This window comes from Streptomyces xingningensis, assembly GCF_054957865.1.
In genome coordinates this window covers 1-20416 of record NZ_JBDJPF010000017.1, presented here as the reverse complement: position 1 = coordinate 20416, position 20416 = coordinate 1, and the positions used below count along the sequence as shown (strand labels likewise).

Genomic DNA, 20416 nt, shown 5'->3' with positions numbered 1-20416 from the left:
CACAACCGGCGGGTAATCCACGGAATTTGGGCCGCTCCGGCGGGATCGGGCGCAAGCACCTATCGTCACGTTCCATGACCGATCCCATGCACACTGTCATCGCCGCCGGTGCTGCACTCCGCGAGCGCGCTTCGGTACTGGTCGAGGAGGGCGCCCCCGGGGGCGCGGCGCAGCCGCAGCGCCCACCCGGGCCGGAGCCGGGCGGCGGTGGTTCACCCCCCGACCGCGGGCGGCACGGCGGCCGTTGGGGGGAGGCCCTCTGGGAGCGGCTGCCGTTGTGGGTGCGGCTGCGGTGCGGCCTGGAGCCCAGGACCCTTGCCGCGCTGGCGGTCCTGCTGCTCGCGGTGAGCGCCTTCGCCGCCTACCACTTCTGGACGGGGCGTCCGGAGACCGTACGAGCCCCTCTTCGCGAGACCCCCGCGGCGGCGGCCGCCATCCCCTCGGTGGGCGCCCCCGCCGTGGCATCGGCGGCCCGTGCCCAGGGCGGCAAGGGCTCCACCGGACCCTTCGTCCCGGCTGGCGGCGGGACGGTGGTGGTGGATGTGGCGGGCAAGGTGTGGCACCCCGGCATCCAGCGACTGCCCTCGGGCTCCAGGGTCACCGACGCCCTCGATGCGGCGGGCGGGGCCCGGCCGGGGGTGGACACCACGGGGCTCAACCGGGCCCGGGTGCTCATGGACGGCGAACAGATCGTGGTCGGCGCCCCGGCCGGCGCGACGGCGGTCAACGGACCGGGAATCCAGGGGAGTCCGGGCGGCCCGCCGAATCCGGCGGGGCCCGGCTCCGGAAAGCCGAGTCTGACCGGCCCGGTCAACCTCAACTCCGCGACGCTCCAACAGCTCGACGCCCTCCCCGGCGTCGGCCCGGTCCTCGCCCAGCACATCATCGACTACCGCACCGAGCACGGCGGTTTCCGCTCCGTGGACGAACTCCGCCAGGTCCATGGCATCGGTGCCCGGCGGTTCGGTGAGCTCCGCGGCCTGGTCCAGCCATGAAGCCCGGCCCAGCCATGAGGGCCGGTCCGGCCATGGAAGACGTCGCGGACCACCCGTCCGGCTCCGCCGGCCCGCACCCGGCCGGCCCCATGGACCTGCGGCTGGTGGCGCCCGCGGGTGCGGCCTGGGCCGGGGCGGCCGCCGGGCTGACCGCGGTCTGCGCCGTGGTCGCCGCGGTCTGCGCCGCGGCCCTGCTGCTGGCCGGCGCGCTGACGCTCGCCGCGCACCGACGACGGCGCACGGCACCGGAGGCCCACGGCGCATCCGGCGCTCCCGGCGCCATCCGGCACCGGGGCGGCGTCGCCGCCGGAGCTCTGGCCGCGGTGCTGCTCTGCGCTGCCGCCGGAGCGGCGGCGGGCGCACTGCGGGCCGCCGACACCCACCGCGGACCACTCCCGGAGCTGGCCCGGCACTCGGCACACGCCACCCTCGAGGTGACGGTCACCGGCGACCCACGGGCCACCCGCCCCCGAGCGCACGGAGCGACCCGCACCCCACCTGCCGTCGTGGTCGAGGGGGAGGCGACCCGGGTCGTCACGGCCCATGGCACGACCGCCATCCGCACCCCCGTACTGCTGATCGCCCACCAGAACTGGCTGGGGCTGCTGCCCTCCACCCGGCTGCGGGCCGGTGGCCGGCTCGCCCCGTCCACCCGGGACGGCGACCGCATAGCCGCCGTCCTCCACATCGACGACCAGGGGCCGCCCCGGCTCCTCGAGCCGCCCGACGTCCTCCAGACCACCGCCGCCCGGCTCCGCGAGGGCCTGCGCACCGCCACCGACGGACTCTCCCCGGACGCCCGGGCCCTGCTCCCCGGGCTCGTCGTGGGGGACACCTCCCGCATCCCGCCCGAGCTCGACGACGCCTTCCACGTCACGGACCTGACGCACCTGCTCGCCGTGTCCGGAAGCAACCTCACCATCGTCCTCGCGGTCCTCATCGGTCCGCCGCACCTGGCCGCCCGCGCCGAGCGCCGCGGACTGGCCGCCCGGCTCGGAATCCCCTTGCGGCTCACGGCGGTTCTGGGTGGCGGGCTGGTCCTCGGGTTCGTGATCGTGTGCCGCCCGGACCCGAGCGTGCTACGGGCGGCCGCCTGCGGCCTGATCACCCTGCTGGCCATCGGCACCGGACGCCGCCGCAGCCTGCTCCCCGCCCTCGCGGCCGCCGTACTGCTCCTGGTGCTCTGCGACCCCTGGCTCTCCCGCAGCTTTGGCTTCCTGCTCTCCGTGCTGGCCACCGGGGCACTCCTGACGCTCGCTCCCGGCTGGGGCGAGGCCCTGCGGCGCCGTGGCGTGCCACCCAGGGCCGCCGAGGCACTGGCCGCGGCGGCCGCCGCCCAGGCGGTGTGCGCACCCGTGATCGTCGTGCTCTCGGCGCGGTTCAGCCTGGTGGCCGTCCCGTGCAACCTCCTCGCCGAACTCGCGGTCGCGCCCGCGACGGTCCTCGGCTTCGCCGCCCTGGCCATCGCACCGTTCGCGCTGCCCGTCGCCAAGTCCCTCGCCTGGCTGGCCGGTTGGCCGGCCTGCTGGACGGCCGCCGTGGCCCGCACCGGCGCGACGCTGCCCGGAGCCGAGCTGAGCTGGCCGGGCGGCTGGCCCGGCGGGCTGTTGCTGGCGGCCGTCACCGTGGCCGTCGTCCCCGCCGCCCGCCGCGCCCTCCGCCGCCCCTGGGCGTGCGGCGGGTGCGTGCTGCTCCTGCTGCTGGCCATCGTCCGCCCGGCACCGCTGACCCGGGCCATCACCGGCTGGCCCCCGCCCGGCTGGCAGCTGGTCGCCTGTGACGTGGGGCAGGGCGACGCCTTGGTCCTCGCGGCGGGAGAGCGCACGGCCCTGGTGGTGGACACGGGCCCCGAGCCACGGGCCGTCGACCGCTGTCTGCGCACCCTGGGCGTCGACAAGGTGCCGCTCCTGCTGCTCAGCCACTACCACGCCGACCATGTCGACGGACTGCCCGGAGTGTTGCACGACCGCTCGGTCGGACTGATCGAGACGACCTCGTTCGCCCAGCCGCCGGGCCAGGTCGCCTTGGTGCGCCATGCGGCCGGGCAGGCACACGTCCCCATCGCCACCGCCGAGCCGGGAGAACGCAGACACCTGGGGCGGCTGTCCTGGGAGGTGCTGTGGCCCCCGGCGGCGGGCACTTCGACCGCCGCGGAGGACGGCCCCAACGACGCCAGCCTCGCCCTCCTGGTGCACACCGCCGACCTCAGCCTGCTGCTGCTCGGCGACCTCGAACCCCCCGCCCAGCGGGAGCTCTCGGCGGCCCACCCCGAACTGCCCGTGGTGGACGTCCTGAAGGTCGCCCATCATGGCTCCGCCTACCAGGACCCCGAGCTGCTGCGGCGGCTCCGCCCCCGGCTCGCCGTGATCTCGGTGGGCGCCGCCAACTCCTATGGGCATCCGGCACCCCGCACGATCGCCGCGCTCCACGCACAGGGGGCCACGGTGCTGCGCACCGACACCGACGGGCCGATCGCGGTGACCGGCTCCGCCACGGCGGTCCTGGGCGGCCACGGCGGTACGGCGAGCCGACGGCTCACTCCGCCTCGAGCCAGCCCTCGTGCTCCTCGGCGAGTTCGCGCAGCGCCGCGACGTCCAGGCCGCCGTCCGGGTGTTCCACGACCACCAGCCACTGGGCGTCCTCGGCGTCATCCTCCCCGGCGAGTGCCTCGCGCACGATCTGGGGTTCCTCGTCCAGGGCGAAGCGCCGCCCGACCTCTTCGGCCACCTCCTCGGCGGTGTCGCGGTCGGGGAGCACCAGAAGGTGGCGTATGGGATCCGAAGGGAGGAAAGCGCTGCTCACCCGCTCATTGTGCGGCATGCTCCGACCGCCGCGAAGGGGGGTGTCAGCAGTGCATGGGATGCTGGACGCGATGCCCAGGAAGACTGCAACCGACGACCCCCTTGCCCCCGTGACACTGGCTGTGGGCCAGGAGGATCTCCTCCTGGACCGTGCGGTCCAGGAGGTGGTGGCGGCGGCCCGCGCCGCCGATGCCGACACCGATGTCCGCGACCTCACCTCCGACGCCCTCCAGCCGGGCACCCTCGCCGAGTTGACCAGCCCGTCCCTCTTCGCGGAGCGCAAGGTCGTGATCGTGCGCAACGCCCAGGACCTGTCCGCGGACACCGTCAAGGACGTGAAGGGCTATCTCGGCGCCCCCGCCGAGGAGATCACCCTCGTCCTGCTGCACGCGGGCGGAGCCAAGGGCAAGGGCCTGCTGGACGCGGCCCGCAAGGCGGGCGCCCGGGAGGTGGCCTGCCCCAAGATGACCAAGCCCGCCGACCGGCTCGCGTTTGTGCGCTCGGAGTTCCGCGCGCTGGGCCGCTCCGCGACCCCGGAGGCGTGCCAGGCGCTGGTGGACGCCATCGGCAGCGATCTGCGCGAGCTGGCGAGCGCCTGTGCACAGCTGGTCGCCGATGTCGAAGGCGTCATCGACGAGGCCGTTGTCGCCCGCTACTACACGGGCCGTGCCGAGGCATCCAGCTTCACCGTCGCCGACCGCGCCGTCGAGGGCCGGGCGGCCGAGGCCCTGGAGGCACTCCGCTGGGCGCTGGCCACCGGTGTCGCCCCGGTGCTGATCACCAGTGCGCTGGCCCAGGGCGTGCGCTCCATCGGCAGGCTCGCCTCCGCCCCGCGCGGCGCCCGCCCCGGAGATCTGGCCCGTGAGCTCGGCATGCCGCCCTGGAAGATCGACCGGGTGCGTCAGCAGATGCGTGGCTGGTCCGCCGACGGGGTCGCCGCGGCGCTGCGCGCCGTCGCCGAGGCCGACGCCGGGGTCAAGGGCGGCGGCGACGATCCGGAGTACGCCCTGGAGAAGGCGGTCGTCACGGTGGCCCGAGCGGCGCGGAGCCGCGCGTAGTCCGGGCCCCGAGGTACGCAAAGGCCCCGCGCCGCCCTTGGGGAAAGGGCAGGCGCGGGGCCTTCGAGCTTCACAGAGTCCACGGGACTCGTGCCGCACCCGCGTGGCGAACGGCCGCGTGCGGCGAAGGGTGCCGGGACGGAGCGGTTGAGAGGGTCCGCTGAATCCTCACCGGCGGGATCCGGGGCTCACACCCCGGGCAGTGCTTCAGCCCTTGAGGGAAGCGGCCTGCTTGGCCAGCGCCGACTTCTTGTTGGCGGCGGCGTTCTTGTGCAGGACGCCCTTGCTGGCGGCCTTGTCGAGCTTCTTGCCGGCCGCGGCAACGGCAGCGGTGGCCTTCTCGACGTCACCGGCGACGAGAGCCTCGCGGGCGGCGCGGACGGCGGTCTTGACCGAGGACTTGACGGCCTTGTTGCGCAGGCGCGCCTTCTCGTTGGTCTTGTTCCGCTTGATCTGGGACTTGATGTTCGCCACGAAAGAGCCTTTTCAGGTTCGTTGGATTTCGATGAGTGCGCTCGTACCTGAGAGGGCACGAGGCACAGTGCTCCAGGCTACCAGCAGGCTCTCCGGCCTCCCAAACCGGACGGTACCCGCCGCTCATGGGACCATGGAGGGGTCGTATACCCGACTCCCGCCGAGGCTGGCGTGCAAGCGCCGAAGTCACCGAATGGATCCTGCGTGCCCGCGACCCCTACCAACGTGCCCGAGCCGAGCCGTACCGACCCGGCTCTGATCCGCAACTTCTGCATCATCGCGCACATCGACCATGGCAAGTCGACGCTCGCCGACCGGATGCTTCAGCTGACCGGTGTGGTCGACCAGCGGCAGATGCGCGCGCAGTATCTCGACCGGATGGACATCGAGCGCGAGCGCGGCATCACGATCAAGTCCCAGGCGGTCCGCCTGCCCTGGGCGCCGACGACCGATGAGGGCACCACCCACATCCTCAACATGATCGACACCCCGGGCCATGTCGACTTCACCTATGAGGTCTCCCGCTCCCTCGCCGCGTGCGAGGGCTGCATCCTCCTGGTGGACGCCGCCCAGGGCATCGAGGCCCAGACTCTCGCCAACCTCTATCTGGCGATGGAGAACGACCTCACGATCATCCCGGTCCTCAACAAGATCGACCTCCCCGCCGCCCAGCCCGAGAAGTTCGCCGCCGAGCTGGCGAACCTGGTGGGCTGCGACCCGTCCGAGGTCCTCAAGGTCTCCGCCAAGACCGGCGTCGGCGTCCCCGAGCTGCTGGACAAGGTCGTCCGCGAGGTCCCGGCCCCGGTCGGCACCAAGGAGGCCCCCGCCCGCGCGATGATCTTCGACTCGGTCTATGACGCCTACCGGGGCGTGGTGACCTACGTCAAGGTCGTCGACGGCACGCTCAGCAAGCGCGAGCGCATCAAGATGATGTCCACCGGCGCCGCCCACGAGCTGCTGGAGATCGGCACCAACTCGCCGGAGATGCTCCCGGCCGACGGCCTGTCCGTCGGCGAGGTGGGCTATCTGATCACGGGTGTGAAGGACGTCCGACAGTCCAAGGTCGGCGACACCATCACCCAGTTCCACGGCGGTGCCACGGACGCGCTGGGTGGTTACAAGGACCCCAAGCCCATGGTGTTCTCGGGCCTGTACCCGCTGGACGGCTCCGACTACCCGGAGCTGCGCGAGGCCCTGGACAAGCTGCAGCTCAACGATGCCGCGCTGGTCTATGAGCCGGAGACCTCGGCCGCCCTCGGCTTCGGCTTCCGGGTGGGCTTCCTGGGCCTGCTCCACCTCGAGGTCATCCGGGAGCGCCTGGAGCGCGAGTTCGGCCTCGACCTGATCGCCACCGCGCCCAATGTGATCTACCGCGTCCTCATGGAGGACGAGACCGAGCACGAGGTCACCAACCCCAGCGAGTTCCCCACCGGCAAGATCGCTGAGGTGCACGAGCCGGTCGTGCGGGCCACCATCCTGGCGCCCAGCGAGTTCATCGGCGCGATCATGGAGCTGTGCCAGACCCGCCGCGGGGTGCTGCTGGGCATGGACTACCTCTCCGAGGACCGCGTCGAGATCCGCTATACGCTGCCCCTCGCCGAGGTCGTCTTCGACTTCTTCGACCAGCTGAAGTCAAAGACCCGCGGCTATGCCTCGCTGGACTACGAGCCCACCGGCGAGCAGATCTCCGAGCTGGTCAAGGTCGACATCCTGCTGCACGGCGACAAGGTCGACGCCTTCTCCGCGATCACGCACAAGGACAAGGCGTACGCCTATGGCGTGCGGCTGGTGGCCAAGCTGCGCGAGCTCATCCCGCGGCAGAACTTCGAGGTGCCCATCCAGGCCGCCATCGGCTCCCGGGTCATCGCCCGGGAGACGGTCCGAGCCATCCGCAAGGACGTCCTCGCCAAGTGCTACGGCGGTGACATCTCCCGCAAGCGGAAGCTGTTGGAGAAGCAGAAGGAGGGCAAGAAGCGGATGAAGATGGTCGGCAGCGTGGAGGTGCCGCAGGAGGCCTTCATCGCGGTGCTGTCCTCGGACGAAGGCGACAAGAGCAAGAAGTAGCCGAAGCGCCGAAGGAGGGTCCCGTTCCGGAGTGGAAACGGGACCCTTTTCGCAATCTCATGCTCTTACGCGGCGGGCCCATCCGCTCTACTCTGATCACTGCTTGAAGGTTACTCGCGAGTCACCAGCAATGACGCGGGCCGGAGGATGCCGTGACCGAGACACAGACCCTGATCGAGAACCGGCCGCCCTCGGTGGCGACGCTCTTCCTGGAGCGGGTCGAGGCAACCCCCGAAGCGGAGGCCTACCGCTACCCCGTGCCCTCCGCCTCCGGCCGGGGCCCCGACGACTGGGCCTCGCTGACCTGGGGCGAGGCCGCCCAGCGGGTCTTCGCCATCGCCGCCGGCCTGATCGACCTCGGCATAGAGCCCGAGGAGCGGGTCGCCCTCGCCTCCGCCACCCGGCTGGACTGGATCTTCGCCGACCTCGGGGTGATGTGCGCGGGTGCCGCCTGCACACCCATCTACCCCAGTACCAACGCCGATGAGACGGCCTTTGCGCTCGCCGACTCCGAGAGCAGAATCCTCATTGCCGAGAACGGCGCCCAGCTGGCCAAGGCGCGCGAGCGCCGCGCGGAACTGCCCGCGCTCGCCCATGTGGTGGTGATGGACGCCGAGGCCGCCGTCGCCGACGACGGCGACCCGGACGGCTGGGTGCTCTCCCTCGCCGAGCTGGAACGGCGCGGCACCGACTGCCTGAAGCAGACCCCCGACGTGGTACGGGACCGGGTGCGCGCCCTGCGATCCGACCAGCTCGCCACCTTGATCTACACCTCCGGCACCACCGGGCGCCCCAAGGGCGTACGGCTCCCGCACGACTGCTGGTCGTATATGTCCCGCGCCATCCAGGCCACCGACCTGGTGCGCGCCGACGATGTGCAGTACCTCTGGCTGCCGCTGGCGCATGTCTTCGGGAAGGTGCTGACCACCGGGCACATCAGCATCGGCCATGTCACCGCCGTGGACGGCCGGATGGACAAGATCGTCGAGAATCTGCCGGTGGTCCGGCCCACCTATATGGCGGCCGTGCCCCGGGTCTTCGAGAAGGTCTACAACGGTGTCGCGGCCAAGGCCCGCGAGGGCGGCGGCGCCAAGTACAAGATCTTCCGCTGGGCCGCCGAGGTCGCCCGCGAGTACGCCAAGGCCGCACAGGACAACTTCCGCCGCACGGGCTCCCGTTCCGTCCCCGTCGGCCTCGCCGTCCGGCACAAGGTCGCCGACGTACTCGTCTACACCAAGATCCGCGAGGCCTTCGGCGGCCGGCTGCGCGCCTGTATCTCCGGGGCGTCCGCGCTCGCCCCCGACATCGGCTTCTTCTTCTCCGGCGCCGGCATCCACATCCTGGAGGGCTACGGCCTCACCGAGACCAGCGCCGCCAACTTCGTCAACCCGGGCGAGGCCTACCGCACCGGAACCGTGGGCAAGCCGCTGCCCGGCACCGAGGTCCGTATCGCGGACGACGGGGAGATCCTGCTGCGCGGCCCCGGGGTGATGGCCGGCTATCACGGCCTGCCCGAGCGCACCGCCGAAGTCCTCGAACCCGACGGCTGGTTCCACACCGGCGACATCGGCGAGCTGTCCGCCGACGGCTTCCTGCGCATCACCGACCGCAAGAAGGACCTGATCAAGACCTCCGGTGGGAAGTACATCGCGCCCGCCGAGATCGAGGGCCGGTTCAAGGGCGTCTGCCCCTTTGTCTCCAACATCCTGGTGCACGGCGCCGACCGCAACTACTGCACCGCCCTCATCGCGCTGGACGAGCCCGCCATCCTCAAATGGGCGGGGGAGCACGGCCTGACCGGCAAGAGCTACGCCGAGATCGTCGCCGACCAGCGGACCGAGGAGCTCATCGACGGCTATGTGCGGCGGCTCAACGAGGGGCTGCAGCGCTGGCAGACGATCAAGAAGTTCCGGCTGCTGCCGCGTGACCTCGATGTGGAGCACGGCGAGCTGACCCCCAGCCTCAAGCTCAAGCGGCCGGTCGTGGAACGCGAGTACCAGGACCTCATCGAGGCGATGTACGAGGGCGCCCGCGAACACTGACCGGCCACCGGGCGCGATGCCGGACAATGGGCATATGCCTTCCGTACTGCCCGATGGTGAGCCCATGCCCGAGGACGGGGCGCTGCCCCGTCACGCCCTCGACGGCTCGGGGCAGCGATCGCTCGGCTTCTATCTGCACGTCCCCTACTGCGCCACTCGCTGCGGGTACTGCGACTTCAACACCTACACTGCGAGCGAGCTGCGCGGCTCCGGCGGCGCCCTGGCCTCCCGGGACAACTATGCCGACACCCTGGCCGGGGAGATCCGCCTCGCCCGCAAGGTGCTCGGCGACGACCCGCGCCCGGTGGAGACCGTCTTCATCGGCGGCGGCACCCCGACGCTGCTGCCCGCCGCCGATCTCGGCCGGATGCTCGCCGCGATCCGCCAGGAATTCGGGCTGGCCCCCGGCGCCGAGATCACCACGGAGGCCAACCCGGAGTCCGTCGGCCCCCGCTACCTCGCCGAGCTGCGGGCGGCCGGCTTCAACCGGGTGTCCTTCGGCATGCAGAGCGCCCGGCAGCACGTACTGAAGATCCTCGACCGTACGCACACTCCCGGGCGGCCGGAAGCCTGTGTGGCCGAGGCGCGTGCGGCGGGCTTCGACCATGTCAACCTCGACCTGATCTACGGCACCCCCGGTGAGAGTGACGATGACTGGCGCGCCTCGCTGGACGCCGCCGTCGGCGCGGGCCCGGACCATGTCTCGGCCTATGCCCTGATCGTCGAGGAGGGCACCCGGCTCGCCCGGCGGATCCGCCGCGGCGAGGTCCCGATGACGGACGACGACGTGCACGCCGACCGTTACCTGATCGCCGAGGAACTGCTGACGGGCGCCGGTTTCCACTGGTACGAGGTCTCCAACTGGGCCACCACCGAGTCCGCCCGCTGCCGCCACAACGAGCTGTACTGGCGCGGCGCCGACTGGTGGGGCGCCGGCCCCGGCGCCCACAGCCATGTCGGCGGGGTCCGCTGGTGGAACGTCAAGCACCCGGGCGCCTACGCCCAGGCCCTGGCCGAGGGCCGCTCCCCGGGCGCCGGCCGCGAGGTGCTGCCCGACGAGGACCGGCGGGTGGAGCGCATCCTGCTGGAGCTGCGGCTGCTGGAGGGCTGCCCGCTGTCCCTGCTCAAGCCGGCGGGTTCCCGCGCCGCGGCGAAGGCGCTGGCGGACGGGCTGCTGGAGCGCGGTCCCTATGGGGAGGGGCGTGCGGTGCTGACGCTGCGGGGGAGACTGCTGGCGGATGGGGTGGTACGGGATCTGGTGGACTGATTACCTGTTCGGGTGAACCAGCGCGCTTACGCTGGGTACCTGCCTACTCCCTTCATAGGCTGTCGCCAAACACACGCGGCGGGATGTGGAGGGCCACGGAGATGACCGCTGTGGATGACCGGACGAAGATCGAGTACTTCGAGAACCTCGAAGTTCCCGAGGGCTGGCGGGCCGAGTTGCTGCGGGGGGAAATCGTGATGATGGCGGGGCCCAGCTGGGTCCACAACGACATTGTGGAGCTCATCAGGGATCAAATCCCCAGCCGGTGGCAGCGGAAGAGCACGCAGGACATCGCTATTCCGGGCGAAGCGAGCGAGCCACAGCCGGATCTCGTGGTTCTTGAGCGAGAGGCGTTCCGAGGCGTGGATTGTGAGCGTCTCATCCCTGCCGGGGCGATCAAACTGATCGTTGAAGTCGTTTCCAAGACGAGCGCCGACCGCGACTACCGGCTCAAGCCTTCGATGTACGCCGCCGGGCAGGTGCCTGCGTACTTGATTGTGGATCCGTTTACCGCCAGTTGCCTTCTCCTCACCGAGCCGAACGGTGTTGGTGAGGGGGCGAAGTACACGGTCCGCCGAGACGTCAAGTTCGGTGATCCGCTGCCCGTCGGCGTGCTCGACCTGACTTTGGACACATCACACTTCGGGACCAGCTCTCGCTAAACCCCCACCGTCACAAAGTCAATCAACTCCTCCACCCGCCCCAGGAGTTCTGGCTCCAGGTCCTTGTACGAACCCACCGTCCCCAGAATCCGCTGCCAGGCGGCCCCCGTGTTCTCCGGCCACCCCAGCGCCCGGCACACCCCCGTCTTCCAGTCCTGCCCCCGCGGCACCCGCGGCCACTCCGCGATCCCCACCGACGACGGCTTCACCGCCTCCCATACGTCGATATAGGGGTGCCCGACCACCAGTACGTGCTCGCCGGTGACCTCCGCCGCGATCCGGGACTCCTTGGAACCGGGCACCAGATGGTCCACCAGCACCCCCAGCCGCGCATCCGGCCCCGGGGCGAAGGAGCGCACGATCGACGGCAGGTCGTCGATGCCCTCCAGGTACTCCACGACCACGCCCTCGATGCGCAGGTCGTCACCCCACACCCGCTCCACCAGCTCCGCGTCGTGCCGCCCCTCCACATAGATGCGCCCGGCCCGGGCCACCCGGGCCCGCGCGCCCGGGACCGCTATCGAGCCCGAGGCGGTCCGCCGCGGTCCGCGCGGAGCCGCTACCTGGGGGCGTACGAGCGTCACGACGCGCCCCTCCAACAGGAAGCCGCGCGGCTCCATCGGGAAGACACGGTGCTTGCCGAACCGGTCCTCGAGCGTGACCGTGGGCCCCTGCGCGGTCTTCTCGCAGCGGATCACCGCCCCGCAGAAGCCCGTTGTCACCTCCTCCACGACCAGATCGGCCTCGGCGGGCACCTCCGGAACGGGAGCGCTCCGCTTCCACGGCGGGGTGAGATCGGGGCCGTACTGTCTGCGCATCAGGGCCGTTTCAGGTGGGAAAACCGGGGTCCGGGCCGCCCGGGGAGCCAGGTGTGTGCCGAGGCTCCCCGCCGTGGGCGGGCACCGCACCCGGAGACGATAGGGAAATCCGGCCGCAATCGGTCACGACACGCCGAAGCGCAGTGCCAGCGCGTTGCGTTGCTCACGAACAAACCGGGCATTCACCACCGCCCCATGCCCCGGTACATACACCGCGTCCTCCCCACCGAGCGCCAGCAGCCGGTCCAGCGCCGAGGGCCAGGCGTGCGGCAGGGCGTCCCTGCCCGCCTGCGGTTCACCGGACTCCTCGACCAGGTCGCCGCAGAAGACGATCTCCGGCGTCCGGCCCGAGCCCGCGACGAGCACGGCCAGGTCGTGCGCGCTGTGCCCGGGCCCCACATTGGCCAGCAGCACCCGCCGCCCGCCGCCGAGGTCCACGGTCAGCTCGCCGGAGACCGGATGGCGGGGGAGCACCAGCGCCTCCACGGCCTCGGCCGCGTCCTCGGCCGCCACCCCCTGCCGCACCGCGCTGTCGCGCAGCTCCTCGCGCTCGTGGTGCAGAAGCTCGGCGAGGCCGACGGCCCCGTACACCTGCGCCCCGGGAAACCCCGCAGTGCCCAGCACATGGTCGAAATGTGCGTGAGTGAGTGCGATGTGCGTCACGGGGAGTCCAAAGAGGCCCGTCACCTCACGGTGGATCTCCACCCCCTCGTGCAGCGTGGAGCCGGTGTCCACCACCAGCACCCCCGCCGTTCCGGCGATCGCGCCGATCGTGGCGTCCCAGCCGGGCATTCTGCGGCGCACGACGCCCGGCGCAAGGCGTTCCCAGCGCGCCCCCATGTGCTGCTGCGCCTGTCCCTCTGCATTGTTTTCCATGGCAAGAAGCTAGCCGTGGCGCGATACGGTTGCCCGCCCGGAGCCGTCATGGCGTGGGCGGCCCTTGCCGTGGTCATGGGGCCCGGCCGTACACTGACCGGAGGGGTTTGGCACTCGTGACCATGGAGTGCCAGGGAAGAGCCCCGGCAGGACCCGTATGACGGCCGGACTCGCTGGACTGGAGGTGCGCGATGCTGAGCGAACGCAGGCTCGAAGTGTTGCGTGCCATCGTCCAGGACTACGTCGGCACCGAGGAGCCCGTCGGCTCCAAGGCCCTCACCGAGCGGCACCAGCTGGGAGTGTCTCCGGCGACCGTGCGCAATGACATGGCCGTGCTGGAGGACGAGGGCTTCATCGCCCAGCCCCACACCAGCGCGGGCCGCATCCCGACCGACAAGGGCTACCGGCTCTTCGTCGACAAGCTGGCGGGCGTCAAGCCGCTGTCGGTGGCGGAGCGGCGCGCGATCCAGAGCTTCCTGGGCGGCGCCGTCGACCTCGACGACGTCGTGACCCGCACGGTCCGGCTGCTGGCGCAGCTGACCCGGCAGGTGGCGGTGGTGCAATATCCCTCGCTGACCCGCTCGACGGTGCGCCATGTGGAGCTGCTGTCGCTCGCTCCGGCCCGGGTGATGCTGGTGCTGATCACGGACACCGGGCGGGTCGAGCAGCGCACGGTGGACTGCCCGGCGCCGGTCGGTGAGACGGCGCTCGCGGATCTGCGGGCCCGGCTCAACAGCCGAGTCGTGGGGCGCCGGTTTACGGATGTGCCGCATCTGGTGCAGGACCTCCCCGACGCCTTTGAGCAGGACGATCGCGGAACCGTTTCTACGGTCCTCGCCACCCTGCTGGAGACCCTGGTCGAGGAGACCGAGGAGCGGCTGGTGATCGGTGGCACCGCGAATCTCACCCGGTTCGGCCATGACTTCCCGCTGACGATCCGGCCGGTGCTGGAGGCATTGGAGGAGCAGGTCGTCCTGCTCAAGTTGCTCGGCGAGGCCAAGGATTCGCGCATGACCGTGCGGATCGGCCATGAGAACGCCCACGAGGGACTCAACTCCACATCGGTCGTCGCCGTCGGCTACGGTTCGGGCGACGAAGCCGTCGCCAAACTCGGCGTGGTCGGACCGACCCGCATGGATTACCCCGGAACGATGGGAGCGGTACGCGCAGTGGCACGTTACGTCGGACAGATCCTGGCGGAGTCGTAAGTGGCCACGGACTACTACGCGGTCCTGGGCGTACGGCGCGATGCCTCGCAGGACGAGATCAAGAAGGCCTTCCGCCGTCTCGCGCGCGAGCTGCACCCGGATGTGAACCCGGATCCCAAGACCCAGGAGCGGTTCAAGGAGATCAACGCCGCCTACGAGGTGCTCTCCGACCCGCAGAAGAAGCAGGTCTACGACCTCGGCGGCGACCCCCTCTCCAACTCGGGCGGCGCGGGCGCCGGCGGCTTCGGCGCGGGCTTCGGCAACTTCTCCGACATCATGGACGCCTTCTTCGGCCAGGCGTCGCAGCGCGGGCCCCGCTCGCGCACGCGGCGCGGCCAGGACGCCATGATCCGCATCGAAGTCGACCTGAACGAGGCCACGTTCGGCACCACCAAGGAGATCCAGGTCGACACCGCCGTCGTCTGTACGACGTGCAGCGGTGAGGGCGCGGCCCCCGGCACCTCCGCGCAGACCTGTGACATGTGCCGTGGCCGCGGCGAGGTCTCGCAGGTCACCCGCTCCTTCCTCGGCCAGGTCATGACCTCCCGGCCGTGCCCGCAATGCCAGGGCTTCGGCACGGTCGTCCCCACCCCGTGCCCCGAGTGCGCGGGCGACGGCCGGGTCCGCTCCCGCCGCACCCTGACCGTCAAGATCCCCGCCGGTGTCGACAACGGCAACCGCATCCAGCTGGCGGGCGAGGGCGAGGTCGGCCCCGGCGGCGGTCCGGCCGGTGACCTCTATGTGGAGATCCACGAGAAGAAGCATCCGGTCTTCCAGCGCCGCGGCGACGACCTGCACTGCACGGTCACCATCCCGATGACGGCCGCCGCGCTGGGCACCAAGGTGCCGCTGGAGACCCTGGACGGCGTCGAGGAGATCGACATCCGGCCCGGCACCCAGTCCGGCCAGTCGATCCCGCTGCACCAGCGCGGTGTCACCCACCTGCGCGGCGGCGGCCGCGGCGATCTCATCGTGCATGTCGAGGTGACCACCCCCCTCAAGCTCGACCCCCAGCAGGAGGACCTGCTGCGCCAGCTGGCGAAGCTCCGCGGCGAGGAGCGCCCCACGGGCGAGTTCAAGCCGGGGCAGCAAGGGCTGTTCTCGCGGTTGAAGGACGCGTTCAACGGGCGCTGAGCGTCCGGCCCGGAGCCCCTGATCGAGGCGGTGCCCCGATCAGGGGCTCCATCCGATTCGGTGCCCGGCGCCACCCGTGCCACGATGTGTTCATGGCTTCTGACACCCGGCGGGCCACCGCGCCGACCGGACTGTTCCGGCACCCCATCGTCCAGGCCCCCATGGCGGGCGGCGGCTCCTGCCCGTCGCTGGCCGCAGCCGTCTGCGAAGCCGGAGGTCTCGGCTTCCTCGCCGCCGGGTACAAGACACCGGCGGCGATGTACGAGGAGATCAAGCAGCTCCGCTCCGCCACCTCCCGCCCCTTCGGCGTGAACCTCTTCATGCCCCAGCCGCCGCTGGCCGACCCGGCCGCCGTCGAGGTGTACGCCGAGCAACTCGCGGGCGAGGCCACCTGGTACAAGACTCCGCTCGGCGACTGGGACCAGAGCCCCGACGACGCCTACGAGGCCAAGCTCGCCATCCTCCTGGACGACCCGGTTCCGGTCGTCTCCTTCACCTTCGGGTGCCCGTCCCCCGCGATCACCGCCGCGCTGGCCAGGGCAGGCACGCTGACCGTGGTCACCGTGACCTCGGCCGTCGAAGCGCAGGCCGCGCAGGACGCGGGCGCCGACGCGGTCTGTGTCCAGGGCATCGAGGCCGGCGGCCACCAGGGCACGCACCGGGACGACCCGCATGCCGACCACACCGGTGCGGGCGCCGGTCTGCTGACCCTGCTCGCCGAGACCGTGGAGACCGTCCGGATCCCGGTCATCGCGGCGGGCGGGCTGATGCGTGGTGGCCAGATAGCGGCCGTCCTCTCGGCGGGCGCCGCCGCCGCACAGCTCGGTACGGCCTTCCTGGCCTGCCCCGAGTCCGGTGCCCATGAGCTGCACAAGCAGGCACTGACCGATCCGCTGTTCACCCGTACCGAGCTGACCCGGGCCTTCTCCGGGCGTCCGGCCCGCGGTCTGGTGAACCGTTTCATCCGGGAGCACGGCCCCTACGCCCCGGCCGCGTACCCGCAGGTCCACTATCTGACCTCGCCACTGCGCAAGGCCGCGGCCGCGGCGGGCGATCCCCAGGGCCTCAACCTGTGGGCGGGCCAGGGCCACCGCCTGGCCCGCCCGCTCCCGGCGGCCCGCCTGATGGAGGTGCTGACCGCCGAACTCGACGCGGCAAACGCGTCGTTGCAGCAGGACGTACGAGGGAGCAAGCCATGACAGCGCCGGTCTTTCTGGTCGAAGAGGACTCCCTCACGGGTGTCTTCCCCGGCACCGTCTTCCCCCTCGACGGCCCGGAGGGCCGCCACGCGGTCTCGGTCCGCCGGCTGCGCGTCGGCGAGGAGATCGTCCTGACGGACGGCGAGGGCACCGGGGTCCATGGCACCGTGGCCGCCGTCGAGGGCAAGGACCGTCTGGACGTCGCCGTCACCTCGGTCCGCTCCGAGCCCCAGCCCGAGCCCCGCATCACGGTCGTCCAGGCCCTCCCCAAGGGCGACCGGGGCGAACTCGCCGTCGAGACCATGACCGAGACGGGCGTCGACGCCATCGTCCCCTGGGCGGCCGGGCGTTGCATCACCCAGTGGAAGGGCGAGCGCGGCCGCAAGTCCCTGACCAAATGGCGAGCGACGGCCCGCGAGGCCGGAAAGCAGTCACGCCGGCTGCGCTTCCCCCCGGTGACCGACCTGATGACCACCCGCGAGGTCGCCACCCTGCTCGCGGACGCCGCCTTCGCGGCCGTCCTGCACGAGGAGGGCAGTCAACCCCTCGCCACGGTGGAGTTGCCTGCGGTGGGCGACATCGTCCTGGTCGTGGGCCCTGAAGGCGGCGTCGCCCCGGAGGAGTTGGCCGCCTTTGCGGAGGCGGGCGCCAAGCCGTACCGTCTGGGCCCGAGCGTCCTGCGCACCTCCACCGCGGGCACGGCGGCAGCGGCACTGCTGCTGGGGCGGACGGGACGGTGGGGGTGAGGGGGAGCGCTTCAAGGACCTCAGTGCGGATTGCGCTTGAAACACACGGTGAATGACTCCGAGCCGACCTGAGTGAGCGCGCCGGTGGCACCCTCGACCCCCCAGCAGGACATCTCGGTAATCGAGCTCTTGATTTTCTTCAGCGCCTGGTAATCGGCGTGTGCGTCACTGCAGTCCAGCTTCTTGATGTGCGGCGACTTGTCGGTCCCGGTGTTCTGGAAGCAGTCGCCCGCGACCACGTCGGCGTGGTCGTCCTTCTCCTCGACGCCGAACACCAACACATTGACGACAACGGCGACGACGCATACCCCGACGAGGATCCCGATCGTCATCCAGGCCCGCTTTATTCGGCGTTGGGCCTGAACCGGGTCTGTGATGGGCGGCAACTCATGCATGGCGGGCACCTCGACATTGTGCGTGGAAAGACGACGTCAAGCGGCTCACGGTAACCGATGTCACGCCCAAGTCGCGCTGCGGCGATGTCGTTTACGGCGATATGTCCGAGTCGGGGGCCGGTTACTGTTGGACCTTTGCCGAGCAGGGCGGTGGACCAGCCGGTGAACGTCGGCAGTTCCGGGCGGCAGTTCGCGGGGGCGGCTGCAGCTTGCGGCGGCCGAGCAGTTCGCCCGGCCGGCCAGGCTCTGATGAAAGATGAATCCGATGAAAGATGAATCCATGGAATACAGACCCCCTTTCCCCGTTACGCAAACCAAGGCCGAGGCATCCTTCCGGTCGGGGGACGCGTCTGAGATCTGCGAGACGCTGATCTCTGCGGCACTCACCATCCCCGAGAGGGAATGGGTTGAACGATACGTCATTCGATTTCTGCGGGATGACACCGTTGACGTGAAGAGAGCTGCCGCTGTCGCATTGGGGCACCTGGCCAGGCTGCACGGCATGGTCGGTGCGGAAGCGATCGCCTTGGTTCGCGAACTTCTGGGAGATGGAGACCTTTCCGGAACCGCAGAAGACGCGCTGAGTGATGTCGCAATTTTTACGGGCTGTAGTCGACTGTCTGTCGAGGCGTCGACGGCGAGCGACTCCAACGGAGTCTCAATCGTTGACGAGTAGACCGAAGAGTTGCCAGCCGTCCAGCTCCGCTTCGCGGAATTCCGTGGACGGAGCGAAGCATTCCGCGGCGTCGAGGAGTTGACGAACGACGCCCGGCTCATGGAGGTTGAGCGAGTTGCCGCTGTTGTCGCTGACGGAGCCCGAGTGCCGGAGTCCGTCCGCGAGGTAGCGGCCGGGCCCCGCGCGAAAGACGATACGCAGGGTTACTCCTGCCCCCTCGCGGTGAAGGGAGAGCACCTCACGGCAGTTGGGGTGTTTATGGCGCACCGACCACAGCCAAGTCGTGTCGCCGACGGTGAGGCGGCGGATTCGGCGGCGGCCTGTCACCCTCCAATGCTATCGGCTGCTATCGGCTGCTATCGGCAGGGACGGGTGCGAGAAGCTCGCCAATTGCACCACTCAGTGGTTGAGCGGTAGAGCGGTCAGCTGGGATTTCCTCCATGGCGGTTCATGCGGGTTTGGTGGGCGGTCAGCCGCGCGCCGATGCTCTTGCCCCAGAAGTGGGCGCCGATCAGCACGACGATCGCGGGCAGGAACAGAATGCGGCCCATCTCCCACCGGGATGAGTCGAGCCACGATCTGATGCCGCCGATGGTGAGCAGCAAGCCCACCGCGTAACACAGGCCGCACAAGAGGGCCTCCAAGCCCATCAGGCAGCCTTTGGCCCGTGGCAGATCCGGAACGTCCGGAACGCCCCCAGGGCCGATCCTGCCGCCGGGCGCGCTGCCCGTCGGAGCGGTGTGGCCGGCCTGGGGGTCGGCCTGCTCGGAGGGTTCGAACCGCACGGTCACCGTCCTGACCTGGCCCCTACTGTCGGCCAGGGAAAGCCTCAGCAGGCCTGATCCCTGGCACAGGACCCAGTGCCTGCCCTTCCCCCCGACAGTGCCGTGTTGCATGCGGCCTTCCCTGAGCTGCCTGGCGGCCATGGCATGCGGCTCGTCCAGGCTGGAGTACTGCTCCACGAAGAGCCGCAGGCTGGTCAGGGCTTCATCATGGGTGTTGAACGCGGTCTGGTGGTAGAGGATCCGGTATCCATGGGGCGCAGTGTCATCGATGTCGATCTGCGCCCATATCCAATCCCCCATGCGCAACAGGTTAGTTGTACGGGCACACAGGACGCCAGACACTCACCGGTATCTGGTCTATCTGGTCTATCTGGTCTATCTGGTCGTCGCGCGGGCGGTCCCGTTGCCGATGGTGCCCGTACTGCAGCTGTTTGCCGCCGCGAAGTGGTTAACCGGCCGCCTCGTCCAGCAGTACGTACAGCAACCCGACCAGCGACCCGCTGCTGACGATCTCGCGGCGGTCGATCATGCCGCGTACCTGCGCCAGGGGCACCCACTCGATCCGGTCGGACTCGTTCTGCTCGGTGGGCGGGCCGATGTGGGTGGCGCTGTCCGCCCGGAACACATAGTGCTGGGAATCGGTGATCCCATTGGCGGGCTCGGCGTAGATCAGCGGCTTCATCGGGCCCGGCCGCCAGCCGGTCTCCTCCTCGACCTCACGGGCCGCGGTGTCCTCGGGGGTCTCACCCGGTTCGATCAGACCCATGGGCAGTTCCCAGGCCCAGGTGTCGGTGATGAAGCGGTGGCGCCACATCATCAGGATCTCGCGACGGCTGTTGAGGACCGCCCCTACGGCGAGGTGACGCAGCCGTACCACATGGTGTTCCTCGCGGGCGCCGTCCGGTTGTTCGACATCGACGAGGCATAGGTTCACCCAGGGGTTGGTGTAGATCTCCCGCTCACCGTAGGTCTTCCACCGCATCTGCGCCGCCGCCTCTCTTGCCACCGTCAGCGGCTTAACGCACGGGAGTTGACGTCAGTCACGGCCTCCGCGGATCACCGCCCGGCCCGCGTCGAGGTCCATGGTGCGGGTGCGAGTGCGGGTGTGGTGGGGGCTGGGCTTCAATCAGTGGGGAGTGTTTCTGCACCGCTTCGCGGTTTGGGGGGGAGGGCAGGAGGGGCTGCGCCCCCTGGGCCCGCCCGCTGCGCGGCCGGA

General features: G+C 70.5%; 19 protein-coding genes and 1 pseudogene. 12 read left to right on the top strand and 8 right to left on the bottom strand.

Going from position 1 to position 20416, the window contains the following annotated elements:
• Positions 1-74 precede the first annotated feature (74 nt).
• Entirely contained in the window at positions 75-995 is a 921-nt protein-coding gene (locus ABCR83_RS11585) for a helix-hairpin-helix domain-containing protein (RefSeq protein WP_462694827.1), read from the top strand.
• A pseudogene (locus ABCR83_RS11580) lies at positions 992-3286 on the top strand (ComEC/Rec2 family competence protein); the annotation flags it as partial. The gene ABCR83_RS11585 and the pseudogene ABCR83_RS11580, both read left to right, overlap by 4 nt.
• Positions 3287-3530: 244 nt before the next feature.
• On the opposite strand, the gene ABCR83_RS11575 reads toward ABCR83_RS11580, so the two are convergent.
• Positions 3531-3815: a hypothetical protein gene (locus ABCR83_RS11575; protein ID WP_462694895.1), complete on the bottom strand. Its 285-nt coding sequence runs from the start codon at positions 3813-3815 to the stop codon at positions 3531-3533.
• Positions 3816-3867: 52 nt separating this feature from the next.
• Between ABCR83_RS11575 and holA the strand changes: the two genes are divergently transcribed.
• On the top strand, positions 3868-4854 hold the full coding sequence (holA, locus tag ABCR83_RS11570; RefSeq protein WP_462694826.1) for a DNA polymerase III subunit delta: 987 nt from the start codon (positions 3868-3870) through the stop codon (positions 4852-4854).
• A 207-nt stretch (positions 4855-5061) separates the two neighbouring features.
• On the opposite strand, the gene rpsT is transcribed toward holA, so the two are convergent.
• Positions 5062-5328, bottom strand: coding sequence for a 30S ribosomal protein S20 (gene rpsT / locus ABCR83_RS11565; protein ID WP_462694825.1), 267 nt, complete (start codon positions 5326-5328; stop codon positions 5062-5064).
• A 204-nt stretch (positions 5329-5532) separates the two neighbouring features.
• On the opposite strand from rpsT, the gene lepA reads away from it, so the two are divergent.
• The 4 genes from lepA (at position 5533) to ABCR83_RS11545 (ending at position 11363) form a co-directional block, all read left to right on the top strand.
• On the top strand, positions 5533-7392 hold the full coding sequence (lepA, locus tag ABCR83_RS11560) for a translation elongation factor 4 (protein WP_462694824.1): 1860 nt from the start codon (positions 5533-5535) through the stop codon (positions 7390-7392).
• Between the two features lie 152 nt (positions 7393-7544).
• Positions 7545-9434 carry an AMP-dependent synthetase/ligase gene (locus ABCR83_RS11555; RefSeq protein ID WP_462694823.1) on the top strand — a complete coding sequence of 630 codons (1890 nt, stop codon included), beginning with the start codon at positions 7545-7547 and terminating at the stop codon, positions 9432-9434.
• 34 nt (positions 9435-9468) lie between these two features.
• Positions 9469-10701: a radical SAM family heme chaperone HemW gene (gene hemW, locus ABCR83_RS11550; RefSeq protein WP_462694822.1), complete on the top strand. Its 1233-nt coding sequence runs from the start codon at positions 9469-9471 to the stop codon at positions 10699-10701.
• Between the two features lie 101 nt (positions 10702-10802).
• Entirely contained in the window at positions 10803-11363 is a 561-nt protein-coding gene (locus ABCR83_RS11545; protein WP_462694821.1) for a Uma2 family endonuclease, read from the top strand.
• Here the strand turns inward: ABCR83_RS11545 and ABCR83_RS11540 are convergent.
• On the bottom strand, positions 11360-12181 hold the full coding sequence (locus ABCR83_RS11540; protein WP_462694820.1) for a DUF3097 domain-containing protein: 822 nt from the start codon (positions 12179-12181) through the stop codon (positions 11360-11362). The two genes, ABCR83_RS11545 and ABCR83_RS11540, sit on opposite strands and share 4 nt — an antisense overlap.
• A gap of 123 nt (positions 12182-12304) precedes the next feature.
• On the bottom strand, positions 12305-13057 hold the full coding sequence (locus tag ABCR83_RS11535; protein WP_462694819.1) for an MBL fold metallo-hydrolase: 753 nt from the start codon (positions 13055-13057) through the stop codon (positions 12305-12307).
• Positions 13058-13248: 191 nt separating this feature from the next.
• Here ABCR83_RS11535 and hrcA point away from each other — a divergent pair, with 191 nt between their 5' ends.
• From hrcA to ABCR83_RS11515, 4 genes are all read left to right on the top strand, one after another.
• On the top strand, positions 13249-14265 hold the full coding sequence (hrcA, locus tag ABCR83_RS11530; protein ID WP_462694818.1) for a heat-inducible transcriptional repressor HrcA: 1017 nt from the start codon (positions 13249-13251) through the stop codon (positions 14263-14265).
• Positions 14266-15399 (top strand): molecular chaperone DnaJ, encoded by a 1134-nt coding sequence (gene dnaJ, locus ABCR83_RS11525; RefSeq protein ID WP_462694817.1) that lies wholly within the window; start codon positions 14266-14268, stop codon positions 15397-15399.
• Between the two features lie 92 nt (positions 15400-15491).
• On the top strand, positions 15492-16598 hold the full coding sequence (locus tag ABCR83_RS11520; protein WP_462694816.1) for a nitronate monooxygenase: 1107 nt from the start codon (positions 15492-15494) through the stop codon (positions 16596-16598).
• Positions 16595-17344 carry a 16S rRNA (uracil(1498)-N(3))-methyltransferase gene (locus ABCR83_RS11515; RefSeq protein ID WP_462694815.1) on the top strand — a complete coding sequence of 250 codons (750 nt, stop codon included), beginning with the start codon at positions 16595-16597 and terminating at the stop codon, positions 17342-17344. Before ABCR83_RS11520 ends, ABCR83_RS11515 begins: the two co-directional genes overlap by 4 nt.
• Before the next feature lie 20 nt (positions 17345-17364).
• Here ABCR83_RS11515 and ABCR83_RS11510 read toward each other — a convergent pair whose 3' ends face one another.
• Entirely contained in the window at positions 17365-17739 is a 375-nt protein-coding gene (locus tag ABCR83_RS11510) for an LppU/SCO3897 family protein (RefSeq protein ID WP_462694894.1), read from the bottom strand.
• A 265-nt stretch (positions 17740-18004) separates the two neighbouring features.
• Here ABCR83_RS11510 and ABCR83_RS11505 point away from each other — a divergent pair, with 265 nt between their 5' ends.
• Positions 18005-18415 (top strand): hypothetical protein, encoded by a 411-nt coding sequence (locus ABCR83_RS11505; protein ID WP_462694814.1) that lies wholly within the window; start codon positions 18005-18007, stop codon positions 18413-18415.
• Here the strand turns inward: ABCR83_RS11505 and ABCR83_RS11500 are convergent.
• From ABCR83_RS11500 to ABCR83_RS11490, 3 genes are all read right to left on the bottom strand, one after another.
• On the bottom strand, positions 18398-18742 hold the full coding sequence (locus tag ABCR83_RS11500) for a hypothetical protein (RefSeq protein ID WP_462694813.1): 345 nt from the start codon (positions 18740-18742) through the stop codon (positions 18398-18400). The two genes, ABCR83_RS11505 and ABCR83_RS11500, sit on opposite strands and share 18 nt — an antisense overlap.
• Positions 18743-18837: 95 nt before the next feature.
• Positions 18838-19500 carry a hypothetical protein gene (locus ABCR83_RS11495; RefSeq protein WP_462694812.1) on the bottom strand — a complete coding sequence of 221 codons (663 nt, stop codon included), beginning with the start codon at positions 19498-19500 and terminating at the stop codon, positions 18838-18840.
• Between the two features lie 148 nt (positions 19501-19648).
• Complete coding sequence (locus ABCR83_RS11490; RefSeq protein ID WP_462694893.1) at positions 19649-20182, bottom strand: NUDIX hydrolase; 534 nt, start codon at positions 20180-20182, stop codon at positions 19649-19651.
• Positions 20183-20416: the final 234 nt, after the last annotated feature.